14 protein-coding genes are annotated in these 17,457 nt (G+C 67.1%); 8 read left to right on the top strand and 6 right to left on the bottom strand.

What is annotated here, in order from left to right; all coding sequences use genetic code 11:
• Positions 1 to 27 precede the first annotated feature (27 nt).
• From xdp1 to O9335_RS00100, 4 genes are all read right to left on the bottom strand, one after another.
• Positions 28 to 930, bottom strand: coding sequence for an exosortase-dependent surface protein XDP1 (gene xdp1, locus O9335_RS00085; RefSeq protein WP_298381688.1), 903 nt, complete (start codon positions 928 to 930; stop codon positions 28 to 30).
• Between the two features lie 166 nt (positions 931 to 1,096).
• On the bottom strand, positions 1,097 to 3,904 hold the full coding sequence (gene prsT / locus O9335_RS00090) for an XrtA/PEP-CTERM system TPR-repeat protein PrsT (RefSeq protein ID WP_298381691.1): 2,808 nt from the start codon (positions 3,902 to 3,904) through the stop codon (positions 1,097 to 1,099).
• A gap of 14 nt (positions 3,905 to 3,918) precedes the next feature.
• Entirely contained in the window at positions 3,919 to 4,530 is a 612-nt protein-coding gene (locus O9335_RS00095) for a retropepsin-like aspartic protease (protein ID WP_298381695.1), read from the bottom strand.
• A 42-nt stretch (positions 4,531 to 4,572) separates the two neighbouring features.
• Entirely contained in the window at positions 4,573 to 5,073 is a 501-nt protein-coding gene (locus tag O9335_RS00100; protein WP_298381697.1) for a YajQ family cyclic di-GMP-binding protein, read from the bottom strand.
• Between the two features lie 42 nt (positions 5,074 to 5,115).
• Between O9335_RS00100 and murB the strand changes: the two genes are divergently transcribed.
• The gene (murB, locus tag O9335_RS00105; protein WP_298381702.1) at positions 5,116 to 6,150 is read left to right on the top strand and encodes a UDP-N-acetylmuramate dehydrogenase; all 1,035 of its coding nucleotides are present in this window, start codon (positions 5,116 to 5,118) and stop codon (positions 6,148 to 6,150) included.
• Positions 6,150 to 7,145, top strand: coding sequence for a transporter (locus O9335_RS00110; protein ID WP_298381705.1), 996 nt, complete (start codon positions 6,150 to 6,152; stop codon positions 7,143 to 7,145). Before murB ends, O9335_RS00110 begins: the two co-directional genes overlap by 1 nt.
• 25 nt (positions 7,146 to 7,170) lie before the next feature.
• On the opposite strand, the gene O9335_RS00115 is transcribed toward O9335_RS00110, so the two are convergent.
• Positions 7,171 to 8,844 (bottom strand): electron transfer flavoprotein-ubiquinone oxidoreductase, encoded by a 1,674-nt coding sequence (locus O9335_RS00115; RefSeq protein WP_298381708.1) that lies wholly within the window; start codon positions 8,842 to 8,844, stop codon positions 7,171 to 7,173.
• A gap of 173 nt (positions 8,845 to 9,017) precedes the next feature.
• Between O9335_RS00115 and O9335_RS00120 the strand changes: the two genes are divergently transcribed.
• From O9335_RS00120 to O9335_RS00135, 4 genes are all read left to right on the top strand, one after another.
• Entirely contained in the window at positions 9,018 to 9,800 is a 783-nt protein-coding gene (locus O9335_RS00120; RefSeq protein ID WP_298381711.1) for an SDR family oxidoreductase, read from the top strand.
• Positions 9,801 to 9,848: 48 nt separating this feature from the next.
• Positions 9,849 to 10,457 carry a YceH family protein gene (locus tag O9335_RS00125; protein WP_298381789.1) on the top strand — a complete coding sequence of 203 codons (609 nt, stop codon included), beginning with the start codon at positions 9,849 to 9,851 and terminating at the stop codon, positions 10,455 to 10,457.
• Positions 10,454 to 11,569: a PLP-dependent cysteine synthase family protein gene (locus tag O9335_RS00130; RefSeq protein ID WP_298381714.1), complete on the top strand. Its 1,116-nt coding sequence runs from the start codon at positions 10,454 to 10,456 to the stop codon at positions 11,567 to 11,569. Before O9335_RS00125 ends, O9335_RS00130 begins: the two co-directional genes overlap by 4 nt.
• 72 nt (positions 11,570 to 11,641) lie before the next feature.
• Positions 11,642 to 11,881, top strand: coding sequence for a hypothetical protein (locus tag O9335_RS00135; protein WP_298381716.1), 240 nt, complete (start codon positions 11,642 to 11,644; stop codon positions 11,879 to 11,881).
• 72 nt (positions 11,882 to 11,953) lie between these two features.
• On the opposite strand, the gene O9335_RS00140 is transcribed toward O9335_RS00135, so the two are convergent.
• Positions 11,954 to 14,722: a TonB-dependent receptor gene (locus tag O9335_RS00140; protein WP_298381718.1), complete on the bottom strand. Its 2,769-nt coding sequence runs from the start codon at positions 14,720 to 14,722 to the stop codon at positions 11,954 to 11,956.
• Positions 14,723 to 15,023: 301 nt separating this feature from the next.
• Between O9335_RS00140 and O9335_RS00145 the strand changes: the two genes are divergently transcribed.
• Positions 15,024 to 16,313: a cyanophycinase gene (locus O9335_RS00145; protein ID WP_298381720.1), complete on the top strand. Its 1,290-nt coding sequence runs from the start codon at positions 15,024 to 15,026 to the stop codon at positions 16,311 to 16,313.
• A 20-nt stretch (positions 16,314 to 16,333) separates the two neighbouring features.
• Entirely contained in the window at positions 16,334 to 17,449 is a 1,116-nt protein-coding gene (locus O9335_RS00150; RefSeq protein WP_298381724.1) for a succinylglutamate desuccinylase/aspartoacylase family protein, read from the top strand.
• Positions 17,450 to 17,457 lie beyond the last annotated feature (8 nt).

Raw genomic sequence — 17,457 nt, forward strand, 5'->3', positions numbered from 1 at the left:
GCGGCCTGTGTCAGGGGGCGAGTCGGATCAAGCGTTGACGCTCGCGGGGCGACGACGCCAGCGCACGGCAAAGAACAGGCCAAATCCGGCCAGCGCCAGCGCTGCGGGTTCCGACACCTTGTTGTCGCCCGACACGGTCAACAACTTGAAGTAGTCGTTGCAAGCGTTCAGGGTACCGGTGTTCTTCAGGTTACCCCCGTAGGTCGGGTTGTACGCGGTGATCAGCCACCAGCTGGAGGCGGCTTGGTTGGTTTTGCAGGTGCCGTTGCTGTTGCGGCCCGCCAAGCAAAGCGAAGCACTGGTGCCGACGTCGGCGTAGTTGCCCACGTGCTCCCAGCCGGCGGAGATCAAGCCCCCGGCGGTGGTGGTCGAGAGTTGCGGCGGCAGCCCTGCGCCCACAAACCGGAACACGGCCAAGTCTGTGTCGTTGCTGCTCCAACCCAGGCGCAGCGTTTGCAGCGCAATGTTCTGCGTGAAGGTGTAGAGCACGCCATCGGTGCGCTGGTCGTTGTCCACCGCGTGCTCAGGGGAATTGCCTTCGTTGGCGTCGCCGCTGCTTGCATCGCGGTTGGTCACGCCAAAGCCGGAGTTGAGCCAGCCTTTGAGCTTGGCGTCTTCCCAGTACGTGGTGCCGCCGGCTTGGTTGGTGGTGGACCATGCCGACACCATGGCGTTGTCGTTGGGTGCGGCCGTCAGGTTGCCGGTCACCGCGTCGCGCCCTTGAATGCGGCAGGTGTTGCCGTGAGCCAGGGTGGCGGCACTGGTGTTGGTCGATTTGTTGATTTCGATCTCACCACTGCTGCCGGAGCGGTAGTTGCAGTCGACCCCAGTGGAGCTGGCGCTGCTGCCCAGGCTCCAGTTGGTGGCTGCCAAGGTGCCAGCACTGGCCAGAGCCAGGGCAAACAGGGCGGCAACGTGGGTGAGTTTCATCAAGGGTTCCGTGACGTTCAGAGACTTGACTGAGTTAAGCAAAGATCGCGCCGGGCTGTCAGGGCATCGGTCGATCAGGCCGATACAACCTTCCGCCCGCGAGTCGGCACGGCCACTCGTTCGGACTGTAAGGGTTGACGACAGGTCCCACCTTTGAAGGAGCCCCTCACTTGAGGGTGTTGGCCAGGGCGCGAGCGGCTGGGGCGCTTTCCAGCGAGCCGGGCTGGGCCAGGGCCGCTTCGATTTCGGTCTTGGCCTCGGCGCGACGGCCCGTTTGTGCCAGCACGGCCGCCAAGTGGTAACGGATCTCGCCGTTGTCCGGGGCCCGCAGTCGGGCATCGCGGAGCAGGCTCAAGGCCTTGTCGTGCTGGCCTTGCAGGTGGAGGGCCCAGCCCAGGGTGTCCAGGGCCAAAGCGAAGCCGGGCCGGGCCGCCAATGCCCGCTCGGCGGCAAGGGACGCAGCCTTGGCATCCTTGAGTGCGAGGTGCACGTTGGCCAGGTTGTTCCAGGCATCGGCGTTGCGGGGCTGCTGTTTCAGCAATTGGTCATAACTCAAGCGGGCGGCAGCCCATTGCCCAGTGGCGGCCTGTTGGTTGGCCAGCGCTTGCCGAACGGCCGTGTCTTGGGGGCGCTTGGTGAGCCACCCCTCTGCCAGCACGATGGCGGCTGGGCTGGCGCCGTGTTGCACTTGGTGGATGAACAAGCGCATCACCGTGGCCGTGCTGGGCTGGACGGCGTGCGCTTTGCGCAGGGCTTCGAGGGCCTGGGCCGGCTGCCGGCGGGCCATCGCGATGTCGGCCGCCAGGTGGTGGGTGGCCGCAGAGCGCGAGCGGATGGCGAGCAGCTGACGCCAGCGGGCCTCGGCCTTGTCGATTTGTCCGCTGCGCAGTTCGAGCGAGGCCATCAGCAGCAGGGCGGGGGGGTGGTCGCGTTGGGCTTGCAGCGCCTTCTCGAGGGTGTAGGTGGCGCCAGGCAGGTCGTCGGCCCGCAGTTGGAGGTTGGCGATGTCGGTCAGCAGGGCGGCGTCGGCTTGCTGACGGCGCGATGCGTTGGCCAGGGGCTGACGGGCCGATTTGGGATCGCCCGCCGCCAAATGGGCCAGGGCCTGGGCTTGCAGCGCGGCAGGGTCTTCCGGGACGCGCGCCACCAAGGTGTTGGCCGCGGCCAGGGCCCGCGCAGCATCGCCCTTCTGCAGAAGCACATCGACCAGGGCGAAGCTGGCACGGACGTCGCGCTGGGGAGCCACGCCAGCAGCGCGCTCCAGCCAGCGGGCCGCGTCGTCGAGCTTGCCGCGCTGCAGCGCAACACGGGCCAACTCCAGCAGCGGGTCGACGGCGTTCTCGTGGCGTTCGCTCAGGCTGAGCAAGCGCCGCTCGGCGGCGTCCCACTGACCGGCCTGCGCGTCAAGGCGGGCCAGGCTGACCTGGGGCTCCAGGGCGTTGGGCTCGAGTTGCAACGCCCGCTCGAAGGCGGCGCGAGCGCCTTTGGCATCTCCCGCAGCAGCCAGGGCGGCACCCAGCACGTGCTGCGCGCTGGGCTGCGTGGGTTGCGCTTGGGCCCAGCTCTGCGCCACCGGCACGGCGAGCTTGCCCTGGCCCTGCCGCAGGTAAAGCATGGCCAACGCTTGTGCGTGGCGGGGATTGCGGGGGTCTCGCTGATAGGCGGCCTCGAGCTGCTCGCGGGCGTTGCCGACTTGGCCGGACCGCAACAAGGCCAGGCCCAGCGCGCCGCGAAGGTCGGCATCGTCTCTGGCGCTGAGGGCTTGTTGGGTCAGGGCCATGGCCTTGCCATGGCGCCCAGCGGCGCTGTGGCCCATGGCGAGCATGGACAGGGCCTGGGCGTCCTGCGGCTGCACGCGCAGGAAGCTTTCCAGCACTTGGATGCCGTTCTCGGTTTGGCCTTGGTCGAACAGGATTTGCGCCAGCAGCTTGACCGCCGGACTCTTGGGCTGTTGACGAGCGATGAGCTCCAGGTAGGGTTTGGCCTTGTCGGGTTGCTCGAGCGCGTGGTGCGATATGGCGGCCAGGAGCAACAACTGCGGGCGGAAGCGGATGCGGTCGATGGGCACCGGGTCGACGAGGTCGACCACGCTGCGCAGCGCGGCCAGGGCCTCAGTGCGCTGCCCATCGCGGTCGGCCAAGAGGGCGCGCAAATAGGCGCCGCGGGGGTCGCGCGGGTGTTGGCGCTGCACAGAGGCCAGGGTAGCCCGAGCGGCATCCACCTGCTCCAGGTCCAACGCCAAGCCGGCGTGCGCCACCAGGGCCTCCAGGTGGCTGGGGTCTTGGGTCAGCACTTGGCCGTAGCCGGCGAGGGCCGCAGCCAATTGGCCCTGCGCGTGCAACACCGTGGCGCGCAGGTACAGCGCTTCGGGCGATTGAGGCGCCAGTCGCAGCGCCTGATCTGCCGCCTTGAGGGCCTCAGGAAGAGCCTGGGTGCGGATGCGCAGAGGCACCTCCACCAGCCAGCTCTCTGGCCGCTGGGGTGCCAGGCGCCGGGCGCCTTCGATCGACGCCAATGCGGCACGGGTCTCGCCCAGGTCCGACTGCGCTGCAGCGCGGGCCAACAGCAGCTCGGCCTGAACGGCGGGTGGCAGCCCGCCGGGCTGCAGACGCTCGTCGACCAGCATGCTGGGTTGCTTGCCCTGCATCAGCAGGGCCTGGGCCAAGGGCACGACGACTTCGGTCGGGCTGGCGCCCAACTGCAGCGCCTCGCTCAAGGCCGCTTCGGCCGCGCCTGGGTTGGCGTTGTCCAGCGCCACCTTGCCCAAGAGCAGGTGGGCGGCCAGCATCTTGGGGTCGGCTTGCAGGGCGTTCTTGAGTTGGATGGTGGCGCCGTCCAAGTCGCGGGCCTGAACGCGCTTGAGCGCGTCTTCGTAAAACTGACCCGCTTTGCGGTTGTCGCTGGCCTGTGGCGCGGAAACGCCAAGGGCGAGGCCCAGAGCCAGGGCCAGGGTTCGGGATCGAAGCAGGGTCACAGGGGGCAGAGCGCTCAGGGGCGGCGGTCGAGGGTGAGGGTGTCGGCGTCGCGGCGCATTTGGAATCGGTTCAAGAAGCTGTTGCCCAGCAAGATCACCGGCATGGCAGCTGGCATGACGACGGCTTCGACTTGGTAAACCTCGACTTGGCCGAGGCGAACCCGGTTGAGCGTGACCATGTGGCCCTCGACGACGCCGTTGGCGGTGTTGAACGGGGCGCGGCGGCCTTTGCTGAAGTCGATGCCCAGGCGTCGGGCCTCGGCCTCACCGAGGGCCACGTAGGTGGCGCCGGTGTCCACCATGAAGCGGGTGGCGCGGCCATTGATGCTGCCGTCGCTGACGAAGTGCCCGCCTCCGCTGGCGAACAGCACCGCGCGCGAACCGCCGCTGCCGCCGCTGCCGGCGCCCAGCGCCACGGGCGTGGCGCCGAGCGTGAGCTGGAGGCGCTGGCCTTCGGCTTCCACGCTGGCGCCTTGTTCGTTCAGGCTCAGCAGCTTGACCCCATCCACGGTGCTGCCCACGCGAACGGGCTTGACCTGGCCGTTGATGACGAGCAAGGCCGTTTGCGGGCCGAGGGTGCCGTTCAAGCTGACGCTCACGGCGGCCGCGGCAAGGGGCCCCAGCATCATGAGCAGACCAAGGATGAAACGCCAGGGCATGAACCGGCCTCAGTCGCGGAAGTTGTTGAAGGACAGCGGCGTGTCGTCGATCTCTTTGCGCAGCAAAGCGATGGTGGCCTGCAGCAGGTCTTTGTCTTTGCCGGTGACGCGCACGGCGTCCCCCTGGACGCCAGCCTGCACCTTGAGCTTGCTGTCCTTGATCTTGGCCACGATCTTCTTCGACAGGTCGGAGGGAATGCCGGCGCGCACCTTCCAGGTTTTGCGCACCTTGTCGCCGCCCAGCTTTTCCACTTTGCCGTCGCGCTCAAAGTAGGTCAGTTCGACCTTGCGCTTGGTCATCTTGTCGATGAGCACGGCTTCCAGTTGCTCGAGTTGGAAGTCGGAGTCGGCGGTCATCTCGATGCTGGCGTCCTTCTCCTTGCCCTTCAGTTCGACCTGGGCGCCGGTGCCCTTGAAGTCAAAGCGGGTGGCGACTTCCTTGGCGGCGTTGTCCACGCCGTTGCGAATTTCAACGAAATTGGGTTCGAGGACGGCGTCAAAGCTGGGCATGGTGTCGTGGTCTGCAATGAAAGGCGGGGAGAATTCTCGGCGATGCCGCCTGATCTTGCTCCCCCCGACGTCGAGTGTGATGTCGACCTGCGCCCCTACAACAGCTTTGGCCTGCCTGCGCGGGCGCGTCGCTTGGTGCGCATCCGCAGCGACGCCGATCTGCGGTGGGTGGTGAACCACCCGGACTGGGGACGAGCGACCAAGTTCATCTTGGGGGGCGGATCCAATTTGGTGCTGACGCAGGACCTGAAGCCCTTGGTGCTGAAGGTGGAGGTGCCGGGGCGGCGTGTGCTGGACGATGGCGACGATTGGGTCCTTGAGGCCGGCGCCGGCGAACGCTGGCACGAATGGGTGATGTGGTCGATCGCGCAGGGGGTGGGCGGCCTGGAGAACCTGGCGCTCATCCCGGGTACGGTCGGGGCCGCACCCGTCCAGAACATCGGTGCTTATGGGGTGGAGCTGAAAGACCGGTTCGACAGCCTCGACACCCTGGACCTGATGAGCGGTCGCTTGGTCCGACTCGACCGTGCGGCTTGTCACTTCGCTTACCGGGACAGTGTGTTCAAGCAGCATTTGGCCGGACGCAGCGTGATCTTGCGGGTTCGGTTTCGCTGTCCCAAGCGCTGGGTGCCGCAACTGGATTACCTGGATTTGCAGCGGGCGCAAGAGGCGGCGGGCGTGGCGCAGCCCACGCCGTTGCAGGTGGCCGAGTGGGTGATGGCCATCCGGCGCGCCAAACTGCCCGACCCCGCCGTCATCGGCAATGCCGGCAGCTTTTTCAAGAACCCCATCGTCAGCGCCGAGAAGTGCCGTGAAGTGATCGCCCGCGACCCTCACCTGGTGCATTACCCCTTAGAGGACGGACGCTGCAAGCTCGCGGCTGGGTGGTTGATCGATGCTTGCGGCTGGAAAGGCAAGACCGTGGGTGGGGCCGGGGTGTACGAGAAGCAGGCGCTGGTCTTGGTCAACCGGGGCGAAGCCCGCGGAGGTGAGGTGCTGACCCTGGCCCAGGCCATCCAAGCGTCGGTGTATGCGCGCTTTGGGGTGACGCTGGAGCCGGAGCCGGTGGTGGTGTGATGGTCTTCGAACGCCACGACTTGGGTGTGCTGTGGTCCTACCAGTTCTATCCGGGCGAGGTGGCGCAGGCACTGTCGCCGACCGATGCGAGGTCGTGGCTGGCGAACCCGGATTCGGAGGGATTCCTATGGCTGCACTTGAACTTGGCCAACAACGCGGCGCTGCCTTGGTTGAAAGACATCGTGCCTGTGCCCGACGCCTTCATCGAGGCGCTGAGCAGTGCCTCGCGCTCCACCCGAATCGAACGCGACGAGGATTCGTTGGTGGGCATCGTCAACGATGTGAGCTTTGACTTTCGGTTCGAGCCCACCGACACGGCGACCATGTGGCTGTGGGCCGATCGACGCTTGCTGGTGACCTGCCGCCGTCAGCCGCTGCGCACGGTGGACCGATTGCGCGGTGTGGTCAAGGCGGGTGAGACCTTTCGGTCCAGCATCGACTTGCTGGCGCACTTGATGAGGGACCAGGCCGACGTCTTGATCGACATCGTGCGCAAGGCCTCGGAGCAGGTGGATGACGTGGAAGACCAATTGCTCGCCGGTCGTTTGGAGGCCAAGCGCGTTCGCTTGGGTCAATGGCGGCGCTTGCTGGTGCGCTTGCAGCGCCTGCTGGCGCCGGAGCCCGGCTCGCTGTTCCGCTTGTTGCAGCATCCTCCACGCTGGATCCCCGAGTTGGATGTGTTGGAGTTGCGGCAGAGCACCGAAGAGTTTTCGGTGGCGTTGCGCGACATCGGCGCTCTGCAAGAGCGCATCAAGCTGTTGCAGGAAGAAATCGCGGCCCAAGTGGCCGAAAGCAACAACCGCAGCTTGTTCATGCTGACGGTGGTCACGGTGCTGGCCTTGCCCATCAACATGATGGCCGGCTTGTTCGGCATGAACGTGGGCGGCGTGCCGTTTGGTGAGCACCGCCACGGTTTTGCCATCGTCGCGAGCGTGTTGGTGCTCGCCACGCTGCTGTTGGCGTGGCTGCTGCTGAAGAATCGGGACGACCGCTAAGCCGCTGTCGCCCACCCGGACGCGGTCACATCCCCACGTAGTTCGGTCCGCCGCTGCCCTCGGGGGTGATCCAGACGATGTTCTGCGTCGGGTCCTTGATGTCGCAGGTCTTGCAGTGCACGCAGTTTTGCGCGTTGATCTGCAGGCGGTCGCTGCCGTCGTCGTTCTTGACGTACTCGTACACACCGGCCGGGCAGTAGCGGCTTTCGGGGCCGGCGTAGGTGGCCAGGTTGGTGGCCACGGGCATGCCGGCGTCTTTGAGCGTCAGGTGCGCCGGCTGGTCTTCGGCGTGGTTGGTGTTGGAGATGAACACCGAGGACAGGCGGTCGAAGGTGATCTTGCCGTCGGGCTTGGGGTAGGCAATCGGCGGGCAGGCGGAGGCCGGCTTCAAGGCTTGGTGGTCGGCCTTGTGGTTGTGCAGGGTCCAGGGGGGGCTTTGCACGCCGAGCTTGGGCAGCAGCCACTGCTCGATGCCGGTCATCAGCTGGCCCACGGTCTTGCCCTTCTTGAACCAGAGCTTGAAGTTGCGGGTTTGCTGCAGTTCCTCAAACAGCCAGCTCTTTTCGAAGGCGGCGGGGTACTCGACCAATTCGTCTTGCGCGCGACCGGCGGTCAGGGCGGCGGCGGCCGCTTCGGCCACCAGCATGCCGCTCTTGATGGCGGCGTGGCTGCCCTTGATGCGGGCGGCGTTCAGGTAGCCGGCGTCGCAGCCCACCAGCGCGCCGCCGGGGAACACGGTCTTGGGCAGGGCCTGCGGCGTGCCGTTGTTGATGGCGCGCGCGCCGTAGCCGATGCGCTTGCCGCCTTCGAGGTGGGCGCGGATGGCTGGGTGGGCCTTCCAGCGCTGCATCTCTTCGAAGGGGCTCATGTGCGGGTTCTGGTAGTCCAGGCCGATCACGAAGCCCAGGGTGACCTGGTTGCCGTCCAGGTGGTAGAGGAAGCCGCCGCCGAAGGTGTCGTCGGTCATCGGCCAGCCGGCGGTGTGCACCACCTTGCCGGGCTGCGCCTTGTCGGCCGGCACTTCCCACAGCTCCTTGATGCCGATGGCGAAGGTCTGCACGTCCTTGCCTTCGGTCAGGCGGTACTTGGCCAGCAGCTGCTTGCCCAGGTGGCCGCGGGCGCCTTCGGCGAACACGGTGTACTTGCCGTGCAGTTCCATGCCGAGTTGGAAGTCGTCGCCCGGCTCGCCGTCCTTCTTGACGCCCATGTTGCCGGTGGCCACGCCCTTGACGCGGCCTTGCTCGTCGTACAGCACCTCGGCCGCCGCGAAGCCGGCGAAGACCTCGACGCCCAGGCTCTCCGCCTGCTGGGCCATCCACTTGACCACGTTGGACAGGCTGACCACGTAGCAGCCGTCGTTGTGGAGGTTGCGGGGCACCAGGAAATCGGGCGTGCGGGTGACTCCGGTCTCGCTCAGGAACAGGATGTCGTCGCTGCTGACCGGCTGGTTCAGCGGGGCGCCCAGTTCCTTCCAGTTGGGGAAGAGCTCGGTGATGGCGCGCGGGTCCATCACGGCGCCCGACAGGATGTGGGCGCCGGCCTCAGAGCCCTTTTCCAGCACGACCACGCTCAGGTCGGCGTTCAGCTGCTTCAAGCGGATGGCCGTGGCCAAACCGGCCGGGCCGCCGCCCACAACGACGACGTCGTACTCCATCGATTCGCGCGGACCGAATTGGGCAAGGATTTCTTCGTTCGTCATGGCGTGGCCTTTGAGGGCGGTGCTGGGATGGGCGCGGATTCTAGGGATGCCGACAAAAAAACGAACGATCGTGCTTTTTTGTAGAGGAAATGCCCCAGGAGGCATCGGGGAGAACCCGTAGTTTTCCGACTGGTAACGTGGCCGGATTCGCAGCCCACCCATTGCAAAACACCATGAGTTACGCCATCGATTTGTCCGGCCGTGTGGCCTTCGTCACCGGCGCGTCCAGCGGCCTGGGCGCTCAGTTCGCCAAAACCTTGGCCACGGCCGGCGCCGCAGTGGTGCTGGCCGGCCGGCGCGTGGAGAAGTTGAAGACCTTGCGTGCCGAGATCGAGGCCAACGGGGGCGATGCCCACGTGGTGAGCTTGGACGTGACCGACCTGGCGTCGATCAAGTCGGCGGTGGCCCACGCCGAAACAGAGATGGGCACGATCGACATCCTGATCAACAACAGCGGCGTGTCCACCAGCCAGCGCATCGTCGATGTGTCGGCCGACGACTGGGACTTCGTCATGAACACCAACCTGCGCGGCGCCTTCTTCGTGGCGCAGGAAGTGGCCAAGCGCATGCTGGCCCGGGCCAAGGGCGCAGCGCCCGGCAGCTTCACCGGCGGTCGCATCGTCAACATCGCCAGCATGGCGGGCCTGCGGGTGCTGAGCCAGATCGGCATCTACGCCATGAGCAAGGCTGGCGTGGTGCACATGACGCGCGCCATGGCGTTGGAGTTTGGCAAGTACGGCATCAACGTGAACGCCATCTGCCCGGGCTACATCGACACCGAGATCAACCACCACCACTGGGGCACCGAGCACGGCAAGAAGCTCATCGAGATGCTGCCGCGCAAGCGAGTGGGCCAGCCGCAAGACCTGGACACCACGCTGCTGATGCTGTGCGCCAACGAGAGCCACTTCATCAACGGCGCCATCATCCAGGCCGACGACGGCTTTGGCGTTTGACGCGCACCCCCGACGCGGCCCAAGGCCCGAAACAACAGGACTGACGTGATTCGAGATTTGACTGCGACGGAAGCCCGCGTGCTGGCCGTGCTGGTGGAAAAGCAGCACACGGTGCCCGACACCTACCCGCTTTCGCTCAACGCCCTGACCCAGGGCTGCAACCAGAAGACGGCGCGCGACCCGGTGATGGCCCTGAGCGACGCCGAGGTGCTGGCCGCGTTGATCGAACTCAGAGACCTGAGCTTGGTGTTCGAGGTGAGCGGCGCGCGGGTCACGCGCTTTGAGCACAACCTCAAGCGCGTGTACGGCGTGCCGGGCCAAGCCGAGGCCTTGCTCACCGTGCTGTTGCTGCGCGGGCCGCAAACGGCGGCCGAGTTGCGGCTGAACACGGAGCGCCTGCATCGCTTTGTGGACATCTCGTCCGTCGAAGGCTTTCTCGACGAGTTGGCCGAGCGCGAACCGCCCCTGGCCGTGAAGCTGCCCAAAGCGCCGGGCGCCCGCGAAGCGCGCTGGGCGGCACTGCTGAGCGGCCCTGTGACCGTCGACGCCTCGGCACCGCCAGCCGCCAGCGACGAGCTGAGCGCCTTGCGCGCCGAGGTGGAAACGCTGAAGGCCCAGGTGGCGAGGCTGATGGCCGCACAGGGGTGGACCGAATGAGTTCAAGCGGCGGCGCGCGGGCCTGGGTGGCCGAATGCGTGCGGCGGATCGAGGCCGACTTCCAGCGCAGCGCCGACACGCACTTGATCCCCTTGGCCTTGCCCGGCTTCCCCGGTGTGGACCTGTACTTCAAGGACGAGTCCATCCACCCCAGCGGCAGCCTGAAGCACCGGCTGGCGCGCTCGCTGTTCTTGTACGCGCTGTGCAACGGCTGGCTCAAAGAGGGTGCGCCGGTGGTGGAAAGCTCCAGTGGCTCCACGGCGGTGAGCGAGGCCTACTTTGCGCGCTTGCTGGGCCTGCCCTTCATCGCCGTGATGCCGGCCACGGTGAGCGAGGCCAAGCGCCAGGCCATCGAGTTCCAGGGGGGGCGCTGCCACCTGGTGGACGACCCGACCCAGGTGTACGCCGAGGCTGCGCGCCTGGCGCGCGAAGGCGGGGGCCACTACATCGACCAATTCACCTACGCCGAGCGGGCCACCGACTGGCGGGGCAACAACAACATCGCCGAGTCCATCTTCACCCAGATGGCGCGCGAGCGGCACCCGGTGCCCGCTTGGCTGGTGTGCAGCGCCGGCACGGGTGGCACCTTGGCCACGCTGGGGCGCTTTGTGCGATACGGCCGACACGCCACGCGGGTGTGCGGAGCGGACGCGGAGCGCTCGGTCTTCTTCGACCACTACCTGAGCCGCGACCTCGCGCTGACCCTGGATTGCGGCTCTCGCATCGAGGGCATCGGTCGGCCTCGGGTCGAGGCTTCCTTCCTGCCCGACGTGATCGACGCGATGGTGAAGGTGCCCGATGCGTGGAGCGTCGCGGCCATGCGCCTGCTGTCCGAGCGCTTGGGTCGGCGCGTGGGGCCCAGCACGGGCACCAATTTGCTGGCGGCCTTGGTGTGCGCGCAGCAGTTGACCGCCCAGCGCCAGGGCGGCTCCATCGTCACCTTGCTGTGCGACAGCGGTGAGCGTTACCGGGAGACCTGCTTCGACGCGGTTTGGTGCGAGCGTCAGGGCCTGCACGACTCGGCGGCCGACCATGCGGTGGCCCAGGCGATGGACCGAGGGGCGGCGTTGCCGCCCTGGCGCCGAGCGGGCGGGCTGGCGTCGCTGGCATGAAAAAGCCCCGCACGGCGCGAGTCAGGGATTGAGCGGAAACTAAGCGCTTCGCGTTTGCTCTGGGATCACTTCATGACCTATCGCCCCAAACTCGCCCTCATGTCCCTGCTCGTTGCGTTGGGCTTGACGGCTTGTGCCGTACCTTCATCGCAAACCGCCTCGGTGGATGCCGACGCGCCTACAAAGTTGACGCTGACAGGTTCGCGTATCCCACACAAGGTCAAAGGGCGCGTCGAGGGCGTCAAGGTCATCAGCCGCGAGGAGATGGCCGACCAGTTGCGGCACGAGCGTCGGCCGAAGTCCGACGGCTAAGCGGCTTCCGCCGCCCAAAAGCAAAGCCCCGCACGGCGCGAGCCGGCGGGGCTTTGGGTCGTCGGGCCCGTCTTACTTGATGGCGTAGTTCAGGCTGACGAAGTAGCTGCGGCCGCGGGGGTCGCCGTAGGTCGGGTCCCAGGTCACCTGGAAGTAGCGCGACTGGTTGGTGAACGGCGGCGCGGTGTTGAACAGGTTCAGCACGCCGGCACGCAAGCGCAGGTTCTGGTTGAAGCGGTAGCTGCCCGTCAGGTCCCACAGCGAGTAGGCCTTGACGTCGCGGTTGCTCCAAGCCGGGGCCGACAGGCCGTCCACGTTTTGGTCGCGGTAGCCGGACATGAAGGTGTTGCCCAGCGTGAGGCCGACATCGCCGTAGTCCCAGTCGATGTTCAGCTTGTGGCGCCAGCGCTGCACGGCCTTGTCATCGCGGAACTTGCCCAGGCCGTCCACCAGCGGCGAGCGGGGGTCGGTGTTGAACTTGTACTCGGTGACGAGGGTGCCGTTGATGCTGGCCCCGAAGCGCCCCACCGCAGTGGATTCGCCACGCCAGCTGAGGTTGACGTCCACCCCCGAGGTGTTCAGCTTGCCGCGGTTCTCCTTCTTCACGTTCACGTAGTTGACGAAGCCGTCCGAGAAGCGCACCACGATGGCCGGGTTGTTGTAGTACACCGGGTTGGTGAAGATGGTTTCTTCGCCGATTTCCGAAATGATGTCGGTCTTGCGGATGGTCCAGAAGTCGATCGCGCCGCTGAAACTGCGGTTGGGCTCGAACACCACGCCCAGGCTGGCCTGCTTGGACTTTTCCGGTTGCAGTTCGGGGTTGGAGGCGCGGTCGATGGGCATCTGGGCCACTTCGCCCGAGACGGGGTCCTTGACGAAGCTGGCGGTGATGCCCGAGCGCAGGGGGCGGAACATCTCCGACACCGACGGGGCGCGGAAGCCCGTGCCATACGACGCGCGGGCCAGCAGTTGCTTGCTGGGGCGGAAGCTCAAGCCCAGCTTGGGGTTGGTGGTGCTGAGCTTGGGCGAGGTGCGGCCGGTGGCGGCGTCGAACACGCCGTCGTAGCGGTCGTGGCGGATGGCGAATTGACCTTCCCATGCCTTGGTGAACGGCGCATTGAGTTCGGCGAAGAAACCACCCACGTCGCGGCTGTGCGAGGTGTCGGCCAACAGCGCGCCGGCGCTGGAGCGGTCGCCGTTCACGTCGTTGCTCTTGAGCACGGCGCTGGACGAGAACTCGGTCTTTTCGCGGCGGATTTCAGCGCCCAGGGCCAACACGGCATCGCCGCCGCCCAGAGAGGCGATGGCGCGCGTCAGCTTGCCGTCCCAGCTGGTGGAGCTGCCTTCGGCGATGCGGGCAGCGCCGTCCAGCCGGATGGAGTTCATGAAGGCCTGACCGGCCGCCGGGTTGGTGCTGCGCACGAAGGGGTTGTACAGGCCATCGCGGATGCCCGACTCCAGGCGGCTGAACGAGACCCAGCCCGACAGGTTGGTGTCGGTGGCCTTGTTCACGCTGTGGTTGAGGGCCGTGTCGTAGTCCCAATCGCCCCAGGTGCCCGTCAAGCCAGCAACCAGGCGGGTGGCTTCGCTGTCGACGCGGCTGGTGCGCTTGCCGGCGTCGGTCAGGCGGAAGCGGAAGTCGATCGGCGTGGTCACGCCGGTCACGGCCTGCAGGGAGGCCGGCAGGCGGATGCCCGAGCTGGTGCGGAAGCGGGCCGTGGCGGGCGAGGCGGCGTAATCGGTCGAGGTCTTGCTCAGCAGCGCCTCGGCGAAGAACTGGTGGTCATCGGCCAACTGCACCGTGGCGCGGCCCACCAGGGCGAGCTTTTCGGAGGCCGGGTAGATCTCGGCGTCGCCCATGTAGTTGTAGGAGCAACCTTCCAGACCGCCGGGGCCGGTGGGCGCGCGAGAGTTGGGGTTCAGGCCACCCGTGCAACTGGCTTTGTCCAGGTTGACGCGGCGGGCGCCCCAGGTGCCGTCGGGGTTGGAGCCGCGCAGCGCCGTGGTCGGGTTGGCGAGCACGAAGTTGTTCAGCGTGGTGCGCTGGGCGGTGCTCAGGTCGATGTTGGCCGGGAAGGTGTTGCTGGACAGCTGCTGGGGCAGGCGCGTGGCCAGGTCGTACTCGAGGATGAAGTCCCGCTGGTTGCTGTTCAGAGCGCCCAGCTTCTGGACATCCACAGCCACAAATGCATTGGCGCGGTCGGTGCGCAAGTCGCCCACACCGGCCGAGGCCGAGAAGGTCTTCTTGCTGGCACCGCCCTCGTGGGTGGCCAGGGCGTAGGTTCGGAAGTCCACGCCACGGTAGTCTTTGCGGGTGATGAAGTTGATGACGCCGCCCATGGCGTCGGTGCCGTAGATGGCGGAGGCGCCGTCCTTCAGCACTTCCACGCGCTCGATGGCGCCGGAGGGGATGTTGTTCAAGTCGACGCCAGCGTTGTCACCGGGCGAAGCGAAGTTGGCCAGGCGGCGGCCGTTGAGCAGCACCAGGGTGCTGGACACGCCCAGGCCACGCAGGTTGGCGCCGTTGAAGCCGCGCTGGTTGCCCGCGGTGTCGGTGATGCTGGCGCCGTCGGTCAGGCCGCCCACGTTGGCCGTCAGCTGCTGCAGCAATTCAGCCGCGGTGGTCACGCCGGCCTTGTCGATGTCAGCACGCTTGACGATTTGCACCGGCAGCGGCGTTTCGCCGTCGATGCGCTTGATGCTGGAGCCGGTGACTTCTACGCGGTCGAGTTGTTGTGGTGGGGCGGTCTGGGCGAGCGCGACGGCGCTGGCCACGGAAGTCAGCGCCAGGAGGCTGGCCTGGGCGAGTTGGCTCAGGCGGAGGGTGGGGTGCAGAGGCATGGCAGGGGTCCAGCGGTGGAAGTGACGGGTTGAACTCTAGGAAGCTCGGCAAGGCGCGCAGGAGCGGGTTCTGGAGCAGGAGTCGCATGCGTGCAAATCGGTGTCGCTTGGCGACAACCGGCGTGGCGCGGCCGCCGCACGGATTGCCTCGATGCGACACGGACTTGCACCCGCAGGGTGCGTTGCGGGTGCTCCCGCAGACGCCCTGGGCCCTGGGCCCACCAGAATCCATCGCATGCCAAGGGCCCGACCCGGACCTTGGGGCCTTGGGGCCTTTCCCGTTTTGCCATCCCCTGTTCCCATGAATTCTTTGCGCACCTTCCTCACTTTGGGCCTGGCCTTGGTCGCCACATGGGCGGTGGCCACCCCACCGGCGCCGCGTCCGCCGGGTGCTGTCGTGGCCCTCGGGGGCGCGTTGAAGGTCGACAACACGGCCGTGTGGTCACGCTTGGTGCAGGAGGCCGGCGGCCGAGGGGCGACGTTCGCCGTGTTTGCCACCGCCGCCGAGAACCCTGAGCGCAGCGGGGAGCGCATCGCCCAGGCCCTGAATGCCGCCGGTGCCAAGGCCGAGGTGATTCCGGTGGCGCCACGATTGCCCACCACGGAATGGAAGGCGCTGCGCGACGACGCGGCGCTGGCGCAGCGCGTCTCGCGCATGCAAGGCGTTTTCTTCAGCGGCGGTGCGCAAGAGCTCATCACCAGCACCCTGCGCCCCGATGGGCGCTCGACGGCCGTCTTGCAAGCGGTGCGGCAGGTTTTGGAGCGCGGGGGGGTGGTGGCGGGTACCAGCGCCGGCGCGGCCATCATGAGCGAGTGGATGTTTCGCGATGCGCAAGACACCTTGGCTGTGCTCAAGGGGCGCATGCGCGAGGGGCAGGAAATCGACCGCGGCCTGGGTTTCGCCGGTCCGGACATCTTCGTGGACCAGCACTTCCTCAAGCGGGGCCGCATCGGTCGCATCCTGCCGGTGATGCAGGCCAAGGGCTACCGCTGGGGGCTGGGTGTGGAAGAAAACAGCGGCGCCATCATCCGCGGGCACCAAGTGGAGGTGATCGGGGCGCGCGGTGTTTTGGTGGTGGACCTCAGCGCGGCCCAGCGTCGCACCGACTTGTCGGCCTTCAACGTGCAAGGGGCCTTGCTCAGCTACTTGGAGCGTGGCGATCGCCACGACTTCGCCACCGGCGTTACCACCCCAGCACCGGAGAAGCTGGCGGGCACCATCAACCCCCGCAGCCCCGACTTCAAGCCCTTTTTCAAGCGCGCCCCCTTCCACCCCGACATGTTGGGCGACAGCACCATCGCCAACGCCATGGCCCAGTTGGTGGACAGCCCGGACGAGGAGTTGTTGGGCCTGGCCTTCAACGGGCGGGCGCTGGCGCAAGGCAGCAAGGCAGCGGCCGACGACCTCGATCCGACGCTGGGCTTCGAGTTCCGACTGTCCAAGGCGGCCGATTCGCGCGGCTACTTCACCGGTGCCTGGGGCGGCGAGGACTACACCGTGACCCGCATCCGGCTGGACGTGACCCCGGTGCGCCTGAATACCCCGCTGTACCAAGCGCTGACCCCGAACCGCGCCGCCGACGCGCGTTGACCCTCCGACCGAACGATTCCATGAGATCCCAACACCACGTGCTGCGCGGCAGCCCCAGCGGCACGCAGCGCAGTTTGCTCAGCCTTCACTTTGGGCCAGCCCACAGCGGCCGGCAGGCCTTGCTGCAGTGCGCGTTGCACGCGGACGAAATCCCGCCCCTGCTGGTGGGTTACCACCTGCGCCAGCGTCTGGCCTCGTTGGAGGCCGCAGGGCAGCTCAAGCACGAAGTCGTGCTGGTGCCGGCCGCCAATCCCATCGGCCTGGCGCAGCACCTGTGGGGGCGGCATCAGGGTCGTTTTGAGATCAACAGCGGCCACAACTTCAACCGCCACTACCCCGACCTGGCTGCGGCTGCGGCGGAGCGGGTGCAAGGCCGCCTGAGCGACGACGCCCGCACCAACACCCGGTTGCTGCGTGCCGCGATGCACGCGGCGCTCGCGGCCTGCACGGTGGAGACCGAGTTGCAGTCGCTGCGCCAAACCCTGCTGGACCTGACCATCGACGCCGACATCGTGCTGGACCTGCACTGCGACAACCAGGCGGTCATGCACCTCTACACCACGCCGCACCACCCCGAGGTGACGCGAGACCTGGGGCGCTGCCTGCAAGCCCCCCTGGCACTGATCGCCGAGGAGAGTGGCGACTTCCCGTTCGACGAGTCCTGCTCCATGGTGTGGTCCAAGCTGCAGGCCCTGTTGCCTGGGCACCCGGTCGACCTGGCCTGCTTTGCAGCCACGGTGGAGCACCGGGGTGAGGCCGACGTCAGCCACGCGCTGGCGGCGCAAGACGCCGACGGATTGCTGCGCTTCCTGGCCCGCCAAGGCTTCATCCAGGGCGACGTAGGCTCGACCGAGCCCTTCGACTGCAGCCTGCGCCCGCTGGCGGGGTCGCTGCCCCTGAATGCGCCGCACGCCGGCGTGCTGGTCTACCACGTCGAGCCGGGGGCCGAAGTCAAGGCAGGGCAAGCGATGGTCGAGGTCATCGATCCGATCGGCGGAGAATCCACCCTCCTGCGCAGCCCCGTCGATGGGCTGTTTTACGCCCGTGAGCAACAGCGATGGGCCCAGGCGGGCCAGAAGCTGGCCCGGGTGGCTGGGTTCGAGGCCAAGCGCACGGGCAAGCTCCTGAGCGCCTGATCGGACCT

Origin of the sequence: Inhella sp. (assembly GCF_027532025.1) — a bacterium.
GTDB lineage: Bacteria > Pseudomonadota > Gammaproteobacteria > Burkholderiales > Burkholderiaceae_C > Inhella.